9 protein-coding genes, 1 tRNA gene and 4 pseudogenes are annotated in these 13586 nt (G+C 73.4%); 9 read left to right on the top strand and 5 right to left on the bottom strand.

Features of this window, described 5'->3' with window-relative positions; translation table 11 throughout:
* Positions 1–5 precede the first annotated feature (5 nt).
* Positions 6–1106 (top strand): YihY/virulence factor BrkB family protein, encoded by a 1101-nt coding sequence (locus ELR47_RS06370; protein WP_205745480.1) that lies wholly within the window; start codon positions 6–8, stop codon positions 1104–1106.
* 190 nt (positions 1107–1296) lie between these two features.
* On the opposite strand, the pseudogene ELR47_RS19310 reads toward ELR47_RS06370, so the two are convergent.
* From ELR47_RS19310 to ELR47_RS19095, 3 genes and pseudogenes are all read right to left on the bottom strand, one after another.
* Positions 1297–1830, bottom strand: a pseudogene (locus tag ELR47_RS19310) (transposase); the annotation flags it as partial.
* Positions 1722–1982, bottom strand: a pseudogene (locus ELR47_RS19315) (transposase family protein); the annotation flags it as partial. The pseudogenes ELR47_RS19315 and ELR47_RS19310, both read right to left, overlap by 109 nt.
* A 138-nt stretch (positions 1983–2120) precedes the next feature.
* Positions 2121–2246 carry a hypothetical protein gene (locus ELR47_RS19095; protein WP_268234463.1) on the bottom strand — a complete coding sequence of 42 codons (126 nt, stop codon included), beginning with the start codon at positions 2244–2246 and terminating at the stop codon, positions 2121–2123.
* Between ELR47_RS19095 and ELR47_RS19320 the strand changes: the two are divergent.
* Both ELR47_RS19320 and ELR47_RS18845 read left to right on the top strand, forming a co-directional pair.
* Positions 2245–2643 (top strand): annotated as a pseudogene (locus ELR47_RS19320) (NAD(P)H-binding protein); the annotation flags it as partial. The gene ELR47_RS19095 and the pseudogene ELR47_RS19320 sit on opposite strands and share 2 nt — an antisense overlap.
* A gap of 61 nt (positions 2644–2704) precedes the next feature.
* On the top strand, positions 2705–3040 hold the full coding sequence (locus ELR47_RS18845) for a Rossmann-fold NAD(P)-binding domain-containing protein (RefSeq protein WP_229730586.1): 336 nt from the start codon (positions 2705–2707) through the stop codon (positions 3038–3040).
* Between the two features lie 157 nt (positions 3041–3197).
* On the opposite strand, the gene ELR47_RS06395 is transcribed toward ELR47_RS18845, so the two are convergent.
* A tRNA-Ala gene (locus tag ELR47_RS06395) sits at positions 3198–3271 on the bottom strand.
* A 202-nt stretch (positions 3272–3473) separates the two neighbouring features.
* Here ELR47_RS06395 and leuS point away from each other — a divergent pair.
* Complete coding sequence (gene leuS / locus ELR47_RS06400; RefSeq protein ID WP_130649134.1) at positions 3474–6017, top strand: leucine--tRNA ligase; 2544 nt, start codon at positions 3474–3476, stop codon at positions 6015–6017.
* Between the two features lie 117 nt (positions 6018–6134).
* Here the strand turns inward: leuS and ELR47_RS06405 are convergent, their stop codons facing one another.
* The gene (locus ELR47_RS06405) at positions 6135–7091 is read right to left on the bottom strand and encodes a TIGR03557 family F420-dependent LLM class oxidoreductase (protein WP_205745482.1); all 957 of its coding nucleotides are present in this window, start codon (positions 7089–7091) and stop codon (positions 6135–6137) included.
* 230 nt (positions 7092–7321) lie between these two features.
* On the opposite strand from ELR47_RS06405, the gene ELR47_RS06410 reads away from it, so the two are divergent.
* The 5 genes and pseudogenes from ELR47_RS06410 to holA all read left to right on the top strand — a co-directional run bounded on the left by ELR47_RS06410 (position 7322) and on the right by holA (position 13563).
* Positions 7322–8209 (top strand): alpha/beta fold hydrolase, encoded by an 888-nt coding sequence (locus ELR47_RS06410; protein WP_205745483.1) that lies wholly within the window; start codon positions 7322–7324, stop codon positions 8207–8209.
* Positions 8210–8296: 87 nt separating this feature from the next.
* Positions 8297–9145: a DegV family protein gene (locus ELR47_RS06415; protein ID WP_130649135.1), complete on the top strand. Its 849-nt coding sequence runs from the start codon at positions 8297–8299 to the stop codon at positions 9143–9145.
* A gap of 98 nt (positions 9146–9243) precedes the next feature.
* Entirely contained in the window at positions 9244–10116 is an 873-nt protein-coding gene (locus ELR47_RS06420) for a ComEA family DNA-binding protein (RefSeq protein ID WP_130649136.1), read from the top strand.
* Between the two features lie 668 nt (positions 10117–10784).
* Positions 10785–12266, top strand: a pseudogene (locus ELR47_RS19325) (ComEC/Rec2 family competence protein); the annotation flags it as partial.
* A gap of 334 nt (positions 12267–12600) precedes the next feature.
* A complete protein-coding gene (holA, locus tag ELR47_RS06435) occupies positions 12601–13563 on the top strand; it encodes a DNA polymerase III subunit delta (protein WP_130649138.1) in 963 nt (320 codons plus the stop codon).
* Positions 13564–13586 lie beyond the last annotated feature (23 nt).

The following is a 13586-nucleotide window of genomic DNA, read 5'->3' on the forward strand; positions in this document are numbered from 1 at the left end:
AGACCGTGGGGCTCACCGACCGCAACTCCGCCAGCGGGCAGACCGCTGCCGGATCGAGCCGGCAGGACGAGGTCATCGACGTCCGCAACGCTGACGAGCGCGCCGACGAGGCGCGCCGCGACCAGGGCGGCGACCAGGGCGGCGACCAGGCGGACGACGGCCGGGGCGCGCAGTCCCCGACCGACATCCCGGCAGGCGGCTGGAAGGCCGTCGGCAAGCGCGTCGTCACGGAACTGAAGAACGACCACGTCTCGCTGCTCGCGGCGGGTGTCGCCTTCAAGGCGCTGCTCGCGCTGTTCCCGACCATCATCGCCGCCATCACCATCTGGGGGCTGGTCGCGGACCCGGAGCAGATCGAGCAGCAGGTCGACCAGTTCGCCGGCTACCTGCCTGACGACATCTCCGGGATCATCACCGACCAGATGTCTGCCGTGGCCGAGGGCGGCACCGGGGCGCTGTCGTTCGCGCTGGTCATCTCGCTCGCGTTGGCACTGTGGAGCGCCTCGGGCGGCATGGCCGGCCTGATGGAGGGTGTCAACGCCGCCTACAACGAGGTCGACCGGCGCAAGTTCCCGATCAAGCGCGGCCTCGCGCTGGCGCTGACGCTCGGCGGCATCGTGTTCCTGCTGCTGACGCTCGGTCTGATCGCGGTCCTCCCGGCCGCCCTCGGCGAGCTCGGTCTGGGTCAGGCGGGCGAGACGGCCATCCGGATCCTGCAGTGGCCGGTACTCGCCCTGCTGGTCATCGGCTCGCTCGGCATCATCTACAAGGTCGCGCCCGACCGGGACAACCCCGGATTCAAGTGGGTCAGCATCGGTGCCGTCGTCGCGACGGTGCTGTGGCTGCTCGGCTCGGCCGCTTTCACGCTCTACGTGGAGAACTTCGGCAACTTCGGCGAGACCTACGGCGCGTTCGCCGGCGTCATCGTGCTGATGCTGTGGCTGCTGCTGACGGGCTTCGTCGTGCTGCTCGGCGCGGAGATCAACGCCGAGCAGGAGCGGCAGACCCAACGTGACACCACCGTCGGCGAACCCGAGCCGCTCGGCACCCGTGGGGCCAACGCGGCCGACACGACCCCCGAGCAGTACGAGGGTCGCCAGGAATGACCGTCTGCGCCGGCCGTGGGTCCGTGCCCGGACCCCGCCAGCGCGACGGCGCGACAGACGTGAGGGCCCCGTCGGCTCCAGCCGACGGGGTCCTTTCGGTGCGCAGACGACGACGCGCATGGTGCCGCCCGATCCAACGGCGCTGCGGGTCGTGCTTGCGGCCCCGATGGCCGCACGTGGCCTGCTGGACGCGGCGTCGGACGTCGTCGATCGCGGCGTTGGCGAGCTTGACGACGTGGAAGCAGTCCGCGACCAGCCGGGCGTTGTCGAACCCGACCTGCGGGTCGGTGGCCGCGGTGCGGTAGCCGGCGTGCGGGTCGAGCGCCACGGTGGCGACCTGGGCCCGCCAGACAGGATCCTGCTGCTCGAGCCAGCCGTGACCGCAGCCGCGTGGCGGCCCTCGACGACGTCGATCACGCGGTGACGGTCGAGGTCGACGAACACGGTTACGGAGCGGCGGCGGGTGTGCGAACGGGACGGGTTCATCACGGTCTCGTCGAGGCCGAACGCGACCACGCACTGACCATCGTGCTCGGCCAGCACGGTCTCGGCGTCGTCGCGCACCGCCCGCATCACGGTGTCCCACGACACCCCGAACGTGGCGGCGACCGAAGCGATCGAGCGGTTCTCGCCCGAGACCAGCCGGACCGCCTCGGCACGGGCACGCATGGTCAGGCACGCCCGTGGCTCGATCGTGGCCGCCCGTTCCCGGAACGTGCCGCACCCCTCGGCACAGACCAGCACGCGCTTGGCCCACAGCAGCACGACCGGACGACCGGCCACGGGCAGGTCACGAACGCGGTGCACGGCTCGGTCGTGGACACGGTGCAGGGCGAGCACGCCGCAACGGGTGCACGGACGCTCGCTGCGGGGCATCACGATGCGGACGATGGTCTCCTCGACGAACTCCCAGACGTCGGCGATCTCGAACTCGGGCAGGGCAAGCAGACAGGTAGCGTGGGTCACGTAGGGCCTCGTGGATGGGTGGCGTAGACACCTCCATCCTCGCGGGCCCTACACCCCTCTCACGGCATCCCCGGCAGCGGCCCACCCACGTTCATCTCGAAGGGCCGGCTCGAGCAGGTGGATCACGACGCGTCGGCCGTAGGCGCCGGTGGCGCCGGTGATCAGGATGGACATGGGAAAACGTGGGGTCCGGCCCGAGGAGATCGTGGCCGGCGGCCGGGACGAGCAGCGGCTCGCGGCCCTGGCCGACCGAGGCGTGCGCACCGCCCGGATCGACTTCGACGACCCGGCCACGTTCGACGCGGTCCTGCAGGCGGGCGACCGGCTGCTGCTCGTCTCCGCCACGGAGGAAGGCCGACGCATCGCGCAGCACCACCACGTGATCGAGGCTGCCGTCCGCGCCGGTGTGGAGCTGATGGTCTACACCAGCCTGCTGAACGCCGAGGACAGCCCCGTGTCGCTGGCCGTGGACCACCGCGTCACCGAGGCGTCGCTCGCCGCGTCCGGACTGCCGACGGTCGTGCTCCGCAACGACTGGTACCTCGAGAACTACACCGGACAGCTGGCGACGTACCAGCAGACCGGCGCCGTGCTCAGCGCCGCCGGTGACGGCCGCGTCGCCGGTGCCACCCGTGCGGATTCGCGAGGCAGCGGCGGTCGTGCTGACCGACGGCGACCACGCCGGCCGGGTGTACGAGCTCGACGGCGAGGCGTTCACCCAGGCCGAGCTCGCCGAGGCGGTCGCCGCGGCGACCGGCCAGGACATCGCCCACCACGACGTGTCCCTGGCCGACTTCCGGCAGACGATGCTCCAGGCCGGACTGCCGACGCCGTTGGTGGCGATGCTGGTCGGCGCCGAGGCAGCGATCGCGGCCGGTGCGCTCGACACCACCTCCACCGACCTCGCCGACCTCCTCGGGCGGCGACCGACGACGCTGCGGGACGCACTGACCGCAACGGCGAGCTGACCCTCTGGAAGCACGAACGTCGCTGACGGAATCGAGGGCAGGCAGCCCGTCGACAGCATGTCAGCAGCGGCGATCGGGAGTCTCTCCATCAGCAGGAGCGAAGGCTCGAGAAACGACGAAGCCCCGCTGGGACGTCCCAGCGGGGCTTCGTCGAGGGTGGACCGGATGGGATTTGAACCCACGACCCCCTCCATGCCATGGAGGTGCGCTGCCGGACTGCGCTACCGGCCCGTGTTTCGCCTGCCACGCGCTGCGTGCCGTGCGGCGGCGCAATGTACACGGTGGTGGCGGATGGGTCGAACCGGGCGTCGGGCAGCACCTCGCGGCGGCCTGCGGTCCGACCGGGGGAGGTGCCCCTGGCGGCTACGCTCCCGCGGACGTCCATGTGGCGTGATGTGGCGCGGTGCGCACACCGCTGATCGACTGCGAAGGAGTGTCCGTGAGCGACGGGCAGGCGACCCCCGCGACCGAGGTCGAGCGTTACGAGCCGCTCGCGTTCGAGCCCGCCCTGGCGGCGCGCTGGCACGACGAGCGCACCTACTCGCTCCCGCTCGAGGCGAACGCCGATGCGGACGGCTTCTACGCCCTGACGATGTTCCCGTACCCCAGCGGCGACCTGCACATGGGGCACGCGGAGATCTTCTCGATCCACGACACGTTGGTGCGTCACCTACGCATGCAGGGTCGCAACGTGCTCAACCCGATCGGCTGGGACGCGTTCGGTTTGCCGGCCGAGAACGCCGCCCGCAACCGCGGCGCCGACCCGGCGAAGTGGACCTACGACAACATCGCCGAGCAGCGCGCCACCATCGCCCGCCTCGGCTACTCGTTCGACTGGGACCGGGTGCTGCACACCTGCGACCCGGAGTACTACCGCTGGACCCAGTGGCTGTTCCTGCAGCTGTTCGACGCCGGCCTCGCCCACCGCCGCGCCGCCGCCGTCAACTGGTGCGAGGGCTGCCAGACCGTGCTCGCCAACGAGCAGGTCGTCGACGGTGCCTGCGAGCGCTGCGGCACCGTGGTGGTCCGCAAGCCCCTGACCCAGTGGTTCTTCCGCATCACCGACTACGCCGACGAACTGCTCGACGCGCTGCCGTCGCTCGACTGGCCCGAACGGGTCAAGACCCTGCAGCGCAACTGGATCGGGCGCTCCGAGGGCGCCGAGGTCACCTTCCGTACCGCAGAACCGGACGCCGACGGGCACGAGGCGGACGCCGACGAGCGGGTCGTGGTCTACACGACCCGTCCCGACACCCTCTACGGCGCGACCTACTTCGTGTTCGCACCCGAGCACCCGCTCGTCGAGGCCCGCATGGGCGACGACGCCGACTACCGGGCGTTCATGGACGAGGTCTCGCGCAAGTCGGAGATCGAACGACAGGCGGGCTTCGAGGCGACGGCGTCGGAGAAGGGCGCCGGCCGGGCCAAGCGCGGCCTGCGCCTGAACTTCGACATGCGCAACCCGGCCACGGGCGAGGCGATCCCGGCCTACGCCGCCGACTACGTGCTGATGGACTACGGGACCGGCGCGATCATGGCCGTGCCCGCCCACGACCAGCGTGACTTCGACTTCGCCCGGCAGGAGGGCCTCGAGGTCCGGGTCGTGGTCGCCCCCGACGACGGCACCGCCCTGGACGGTGCCACCATGACCGGGGCGTACGCCGGCGACGGTCACACGGTCAACTCGGCCGACTACGACGGGCTCGACTGGCGTGAGACCAAGCGGCGCATCACCGCCGACCTCGAACAGCGTGGTATCGCCAAGGCGACCGTCAACTACCGCCTGCGCGACTGGCTGATCTCCCGGCAGCGTTCGTGGGGTGCACCGATCCCGATCCTGCACTGCCCCTCGTGCGGCGAGGTCGCCGTACCGGAGGACCAGCTGCCGGTCCGCCTGCCCGACGACCTCGACTTCTCGGTCGCCGGCTCGCCGCTGGCGATGCACCCCACCTGGAAGCACGAGGTGGCCTGCCCGCAGTGCGGGTCCGACGACGCCGTCCGCGACACGGACACGATGGACACGTTCGTCGACTCGTCGTGGTACTTCCTGCGCTACCTCGACCCCCGCAGTGACACGCAGGCCTGGCCCGTCGACGCCGCCGGCCGGTGGCTGCCGGCCGACCAGTACACCGGTGGTGTCGAGCACGCCGTGCTGCACCTGCTCTACGCCCGGTTCGTGGTCAAGGCCATGCGCGACCGTGGCCTGGTCGCCGCCGACGAGCCGTTCCAGGCGCTGCTCAGCCAGGGACAGGTCATCCTCGGCGGCGCGGCGATGTCGAAGTCGAAGGGCAACCTCGTCGTGCCGGGGGAGGTGTACGAGACCTACGGCGCCGACGTCCTGCGTGGCACGATGCTGTTCGCCTCGCCGCCCGAGGACGACATCGACTGGGCCGACGTGTCACCCGGCGGCATGCACAAGTGGCTCTCGCGCGTGTGGCGCCTGAGCCTCGAACAGATCGCCCGTGAGGAGGCCGGACTGGGCGAGCCCGGCGAGTCCGACGCCGTCGCGGCGCTGCGCAAGGCGACCGCCGAGGCCATCGTCGGGGCGAGCGAGGACTACACGGCGCGCAAGTACAACACCGTCATCGCCAAGCTGATGACGCTGACCAACGCCGTGCTCGACGCGACGCGCAAGGAAGCCCACGGTCCGGCGGTCCGCGACGCGCTCGAGACGCTGCTGACACTGCTCGCGCCGATCTGCCCGTTCATCACCGAGGAGCTGTGGCGACGGTTCGGCCACAGCGACTCGGTCCACGAACAGCGGTGGCCGCAGGCCGACACCTCGCTGCTCGTCGAGGACGAGGTCACCATCGTCGTGCAGGTCAACGGCAAGCTGCGTGCGCGCGTGAGGGTGGCCGCCGACGCCGACCGGGAGACCACCGAGGCCGCCGCCCGCGCCGCGGTCGCCGACCAGGTCACCGACGAACCCCGGAAGGTCGTCGTCGTGCCCGGCAGGCTCGTCAACCTCGTCGTCTGACCTCCGGCGATCCGGCGCGGCCACCGTGGCCGCGCCGGTCCCGGCGAAGGTGTCTGCCGTCGTTCCTGGCGTGGCGCTGCCGACCGCAGCGCCGCAGGACGTGCCTCGGCGTGGCGGTCAGGGAAGTGCCGGGCGGACCTTCTGGGTGAACCAGTCCTGGAACCGCTCGGTGCGCTCGGGACCGACCTGCACCACGGCGACGTGGTCGTAACCGGTCTCGACCGCCTGCTGGATCTTCTCGACGAGGGGCGCCGGGTCGTTGCCGGTGACCACCAGTTCCTGGATGGCGTCGTCGTCGACGAGCGCGGCGGTCGCGTCGAAGCCCGGGATGTTGGGCAGCTCGGACATCACCTTCCAGCCGGTCGCACCGAACGCGAAGTGGTGGGCGTGGTCGAGGGCGGTGTCGACGTCCTCGTCGTAGGCGACCGGGATCTGCGCGTAGGCGCGCCCGTCCGACTTCTGCGCCTTGAAGCCTCCGACGACGTCGGGGTCGGGCGAGTCGCAGACGATGTCGTCGCCGAACTCGACGGCGAGCTCGATCGACTGCGGACCCGAGGCGGCGAGCGCGATGCGCGGTGCCTGTTCGGGAAGGGTGTGCAGCTTGGCGTCCTGCGCGGTGAGGTGCTCGCCGCGGTAGGTGACCCAACCGCCCTCCCAGAGCTCGCGGATGATCTCGACCGACTCCTCGAACATCTCGTGCCGGACGTCCACGGCCGGCCAGCCCCGTCCGACGATGTGCTCGGAGAGGTTCTCGCCGGCGCCGAGCCCGAGCGTGAAGCGGTTGTCGGACAGGATCTGCACCGTCGCCGCGGCCTGCGCGATGATGGTGGGGTGGTAGCGCAGGAACGGGCAGGTCACGAGCGTCACCAGCTCGAGCCGTTCGGTTGCGGTGGCCACCGCACCCAGTGCGGTCCAGGCGAAGGGGCTGTCGGTGTGGCGGCTGAGCCACGGGTGGAAGTGGTCGGACATGCCGAGGAAGTCGATCCCACCGGCCTGCTCGGCGGCGACGGCCTGCGCGACCATCTCCTTGGGTCCGTTGAGCTCCGAGAAGAGGGTGAAGCCGTACTTCGCCACGGGACGTCCTTCGTGTGGGCCGCGGGAGCGGCGCTGCGGGCGGATCGGTCCACCGGATCACCGGCGTCACCGCCGGGGTGCCGGGCCCGTCCAGCGGGTCCGGCGGCGGCGTATCGGTCCTGACTATGCGAGCCGGCCCCGGGCGCGGGATCGCCTCCTTCCGTCCGGTCGGTCGCGGCCGGAGGGGTAGTTTCGGGTCACCACGCACGGCCGGACAGGGAGAAGCCACGGTGACCGCACGCTTCGTGCGCGCCAACGGGCTGCGCTTCGCCTACCGCGAGCAGGGGCCCGCCGACGGCCCCCTGGCACTGTGCCTGCACGGCTTCCCGGACACGCCGGCCACCTTCCGCCACCTGCTCCCCGCCCTGGCGGATGCCGGGTTCCACGCCGTCGCGCCATGGTCGCGTGGGTACCCGCCGACCGACGTCCCGGCCGACAAGCGCATCGACCCCGACACGCTCACCGCCGACGTCAACGCCCTGCACCGCGCGTTCGGCGGCAGTCGCGACGCGGTGCTGGTCGGACACGACTGGGGGGCGATCGCCGCGATGCGGGCGGCCGCGGCCGCGCCGGAGCGGTGGCGCCGGTTGGTGACGCTCGCGGTCCCCCCCGAGCGGGTGCTCGCCGGGGTGGCCGGTGACGGTCGCCAGTTGGCGCGCTCGCGTTACGCGCTGGCGGCCCTGGTACCGGGGGCCGACCACCGCCTCGCCGCCGGCGACGCCGCCGGGTACGTCCGGCTCTGGAAGCGCTGGTCGCCCGGGTACGAGCCGACCGAGGACGATCTCGCGCCACTGAAGGCCGCGGTGCGCAGCCCGGGCGCGGGACGGGCCATGGTCGCCTACTACCGGGGGTTCGCGCCGGCGGTGCTGCGCCGCCGGGCGCTCTCGCCGCGGGTGACGCTGCCGCCCCAACCGCATCTCGTGCTGCACGGTCGGCAGGACGGCTGCATCGGGGTCGAGTGGGCGGAGCGGGCGGAGGGCCGGCTGCCGCATCCCGCGTCACGGACGGTGATCATCGACGACGCCGGCCACTTCCTGCACCTCGAGCAGCCCGAGCGGGTCGCACGGTTGACCCTGGGCCATCTGCTGGCCCGCGGGACCGCGGCAGCGGTCGACTGAGGTCGTGGACGGTGACGTGGCCACCGCCAGGCCGTCGGGACCGGGCCCGGGTCGGCGTTAGGCTGCGGGCGCACAGGAGAGTGCCGGGTGGGACAACGCGTCGCGGTGGTGACCGACTCGACCTGTGACCTGCCGGTCGAGCTCGTCGAGCGGCTCGGGATCCGGGTCGTGCCGCTGTCGGTGGCGTTCGGGGACGAGGTGCTGGTCTCCGGGGTCACGGTCTCCGACGAGCAGTTCTACACCCGTCTCGCCACCGCCTCACGGCTGCCGACGACCTCGCAGCCGGCACCGGTGTGGTTCGAGGAGGCCTACGCCGACTGCGCCGACGACGGCCACGACGCGGTGGTCTCACTGCACGTGTCGTCGTCGTTGTCGGGAACGGTCGAGCTGGCCCGGCAGCGTGCCGCCCGCGCCGGCCTGCCGGTCGAGGTGGTGGACACCCGTCTCGTCGGCGGGGCGCTCGGGCTGGCGGTGTTGCGTGCCCACGAGGTGGCGGCAGGGGGCGGCAGCGTCGCCCAGGTCGTCGCCGCGGCCCGGCAGGCCAGTGCGGGCACCTGCAGCCTGTTGGTCGTCGACGACCTGGCCCACCTGAAGCGGGGAGGGCGGTTGACCGGCGCACAGGCAGCCGTGGGCAACGTCCTGCGGGTCAAGCCGGTGCTCGAGGTCGCCGACGGGCGGGTCGAGGTCCGCGAGCGCACCCGGACCTGGCAGCGGGCGCTGGACCGAGTCGCCGAACGGCTCGCGCAGCGGACGGCGGGTCGCCCCGTCGACGTGGTGGTCGCCCACGCGGTGGCGCCCGAACGGGCCGCGTCGGTGTGGGAGCGGCTCGAGGACCGGATCGAGGTGGTCGACCGCCTCGAGACGCTGATGGGCCCGATCGTCGGCACCCACGTCGGACCGGGCGCCGTCGGCGTCGCCGTCGCCCCCCGTCCGTAGCGGCAGCGGGCGGCGCACGTCGCGGTGTCGGTTCGTCGTCCACAGCGCCCGCGCGGTTCGCGGTGTCGGTTCGTCGGACGACGGGCAGGCTGCGTGCCATGGACGACACCTCGACGAGTGACTGGCGGGGGCGGACGCGCGGGTGGTTGCAGGCGACTCCCGCCGAGGCCGCCGGTCTCGTCCTGCTGCTGCTCGGGGCGGTCGCCGCAACCGGTCTGTTCGTGTGGCAGGCCGCGCAGCGGCCCGAGGGACCCGCGAACGCCGCGGCCGGCCTGCCCGGGGACGCTGCCGATGGCCTGCCCGGTGAGCCGTCTGCCGGACCGCTGGGCCCGGGCGGTGACGGGCCGACCGGCGCGTCAGCAGGTCTCGCGGGGAACGGGCAGGCGGCGTCCCACGACCGGGCCCACCAGGACACGCAGGGTCTCCGGCACGGTGTCGACGCCGATCCCGGTGCGTCGCGACCGGGAGCCGGTGGCGACACGGCCGGCCCGGAGCCGGCCGAGCTGGTCGTGCACGTCACCGGCGCGGTGCAGACGCCTGGGGTGGTCACCCTGCGCGGCGGTGCCCGTGTCGCGGACGCCGTCCGGGCGGCCGGCGGGGCGAGCGACGACGCCGCGCTGGAGCACCTCAACCTCGCCCGGGTCCTGCACGACGGTGAGCACGTCCACCTCCCACGACAGGGCGAGGACCCGCCGCCCGCCACGGTCGCGCCGCCCGGGGAGGCGGGTACGGCACCGCCGCGGTCGGACGGCGCAGGCGAGGGGACGGCCGCGGACGGACGGGTCGACCTCAACCACGCCACCGAGGAGCTGCTCCAGAGCCTGCCGGGAATCGGGCCGAGCAAGTCGGCCGCGATCGTGCGTCACCGCGAGGAGCACGGGCCCTTCGCCGTGCCGGGGGACCTGCGCGACGTGCCCGGCATCGGGGAGAAGACCTTCCAGCAGCTCGCCGACCGCGTCACGGTGTCGTGAGCGACGCCGAGGAGGCCGCCTGGCGTCGACCACCGACCGGCGAGGTGCTCGGCCCGCTGCCGCTGTGGGCGGTCGCGCTGGTCCTCGGGGCGGCGATCGGGGAGCACCTCGGGGCGGCACCGCACCCGTGGGCGTGGGTCACGTTCACCGCCGTGCTGGCCGTCGGTGCGGCCGTGACCGCCGGACGCGCCCTGCGCCACGACACGCGTCCCGCCCGACGGGCCGGTGCGGGCACCCGTGGGTCGCCGATCGTCGGGGCGTACACGCCGGGTGCCGCGGCGGTCGGTGGGTGGCTGCTCGTGACGGTGCTCGCCGTGGGGGTCGCGACGAGCGCCGCGCGCGTGGCGACGGCGCCGTGGGGGCTGTTGCCGGCGCTGGCGGACCAGGGCGGCCAGGCGGAGCTGACCGGCGCGGTCGTGCACGAACCACGCCGGATCGCGACCGGTTGGCACGTCGTCGTCCGTGTCACGGGCGTCGATGGGACCGTCACCCGCGAGCGGGCGACCACCACGTTGGAGACCGACGACCCGCCGGCCCTCGGCTCGCGGTTCGCCGCCCGGGCGACGGCCCGCCCGCTCCCCGACGGCGGGTACGGCCGGTGGCTGGCCCGCCAGCACGCCACCGTCGCGCTCGACGTCCGCCGCTGGGACGAGCTCGGTGGCGGTGGAGTGTGGGCGCGGGTCAGCGAACACGTCCGCGACCGGGTTCGGCGTGCCGCTGCCGGGCGCACGCCGCCGTCGGTCGGAGGACTGCTCGCCGGCCTGGCCACCGGGGACACCCGTGAACTGCCCGAGGTCGACCGCGCGGCGATGCAGGCAACCTCCCTCACCCACCTCACGGCGGTGTCGGGGACCCATGTCGCGCTGGTGACCGCCGGGGTGCTCGGGACGTGTCTCGTGCTGCGCCTGCCGGCCCCGCTGCGACGGGTCGTGCTGGCGACGACCCTGGCGTGGTTCGCGTTCCTCACCCGCTTCGAGCCCTCCGTGCTGCGGGCGGGCGCCATGGCCGGGATCGTCCTGCTCGCCGGGGCGCGTGGTCATGCGCGCGACGCCCGTCATGCACTCGCGGGCGCCGCGGTGCTGTTGGTGCTGCTCGACCCGCGGCTGGCCGGCTCGCTCGGACTGCTGCTGTCGGCGACCGCCACCGCGGGAGTCCTCGTCGTCGCGCCCCTCGTCCGGCGGCGCCTGCGGCGGATGCCGGGCCGGGTCGCGGACCTGCTGGCGGTCACGCTGGGGGCGCAGATCGCCGTCGTGCCGCTGTTGCTGACCACCTTCGGCACGGTGCCGCTCGCCTCCGTGCCGGCCAACCTGCTCGCCGTCCCGGTCGCGGCACTCGCGGCGTCGATCGGCTTCGTGGCGGCGGTGGTCGCCGCCGTCCACCTCGAGGCGGGGACGTGGGTCTTCGCACTGGCCGGCTGGCCAGCCCGGGGCGTGCTGGCCGTGGCGCACACCTTCGCGGGACGCGGCGGCGGTGCGGAGCTCGCCCGGCCCCTGACGGTCGCGGCGTTGCTGGCCGGCTGCGCGGCCCTGGTCCTGCCGCCCCGCACGCGTGCCGCCCGCGGTACGGCGCTCGCGACACTGGTCCTGTTCGCGGCCTCACTGGCGCCCGCCGCCGTGGGGGGCCGTGCGCCCGCAAGCCTGGTCGTCACCGCCATCGACGTCGGCCAGGGGGACGCCTTCCTCGTCGAGTCACCCGAGGCCCGGGTGCTGGTCGATGCGGGGGAGGACGGTCGCGCCGCCGACTGGCTGCACAGCAACGGCCGGCGCACGCTCGACCTGTTGGTCGTCACCCATCCGCACGCCGACCACGTCGGCGGGGCCGCCGAGGTGGTGCGCCGTGTCCGGGTCGGTGCGATCTGGTTGCGCACCGTGGGCGCCGACTCGCCACACCTCGCCGCGCTGGTGTCGACCGCCGGGTCGCGGGGCGTGCCGATCCGTGGGCCGGCGACCGGTGACCGCGTCACGCTCGGTGACCTCGGGCTGGAGGTGCTCGGCCCGGACCCGGGTCGCCCCTACCGACATGCGCCCTCGGAGCTCAACGACAGCTCGATCGTGTTGCGCGTGACCTGGCAGGACCGCCGGGCGCTGTTCGCGGGGGACACCGAACAGGCCGCGCAACGCGACCTGTTGGAGCGTGCGGAACAGGACCGTCGTCCGGCGCCGCTCGCAGCGGACCTGCTCGCCGTTCCCCACCACGGCGCGGCGACCACCGATCCGGCGTTCCTGCGGGCGGTCGCACCACAGGTGGCGGTCATCGGCGTCGGTGTGGACAACACCTACGGCCACCCGTCACCATCGACGAGGCGGGTGCTGGCCGAGCTCGGCACGGAGGTGCACCGCACCGACGTCGACGGCACGGTGCGGGTGCCGGTCCCCGCGCCGGCGCGGGAGCGGGCGCGGACCGAGCGGCCCCGACGGGGCACCGGGGCGCACACGGCGCCGGCCGCGTCCCGTGGCCGCTGCCGGGCGTCGGTAGGCTGCCGGCATGACTCCCGTGCTGCTGCTCGTCGGCGACGACGACCTGCTCCTGCACCGCGAACTCGAGCGCGTGCTGACCGACCTGCGCGAGCAGGACCCCGAGCTCGCGGTCGAGACCTGCGACGTGCAGGAGACCGACCATCTGCCCGAACTGCGGACCGCATCCCTGTTCGGCGGCCGGACCTGTGTCGTGGTGCGCGGTGCGGAGGGCATCTCGGGGCAGCTCAAGGCCGAGGTGGAGGCCTACGTCGCCGCGCCGACCGACGAGGCGGTCCTGGTCCTCGTGGCCCGCGGTGCCGGCAAGATCCAGAAGGTCGCCAAGCTCGTCAAGGAGCACGGGGAACGCCTCGACGTCAAGACCCCGCCCGACTGGGACGACCGGGGCTGGCAGCGCCTGGTCGGGGAGGAGTTCCGGCGGCTGCGACGCAAGGCGGACGCGACCGCGATCACGGCGCTGCTCGCCCATGCCGGCAACGACCCCGGCACGATCGCCTCGAAGGTCGGTTCGGTCTGTGCCACCCACAGTGGTGTGGCGACGCTGACCGCCGAGCACGTCGAGTCGTCCGTCGAAGGGCACGGGCGCCGCTCCGGGTTCGCGATCGCCGACGCGGTCGCCGAACGGGATCCCGCGGCAGCGCTGGTCGCCGTACGCGGGTCGCTGGAGTCGGGGGAGGCCCCCCTGGCCATCCTCGGTGCGCTCACCTTCCGGATGCGGCAGTTGTTGCGGGTGCGCAGCGGCGCCGGCCCGAAGGACGCCGGCGTGTCCCCCGGACAGCACCGCCGGCTGCAGGCGCTCGCCGGCGCGTTCAACCCGGGCGAGCTCGCCTGGTGTCACGACCGGCTCGCCCAACTCGACGTCGACCTCAAGGGCGCCGACCTGCCCGACCACCTACTCCTCGAACTCGCCATCCTCGAGGTCGCCACCCCCCGCCACGTCGGCCGCCCCTTTCATCCCCTCGCCCCCGCCTGACGAGCCAGGTCCGGTCGACGAGC

Source organism: Egicoccus halophilus, assembly GCF_004300825.1.
Lineage (GTDB): Bacteria > Actinomycetota > Nitriliruptoria > Nitriliruptorales > Nitriliruptoraceae > Egicoccus > Egicoccus halophilus.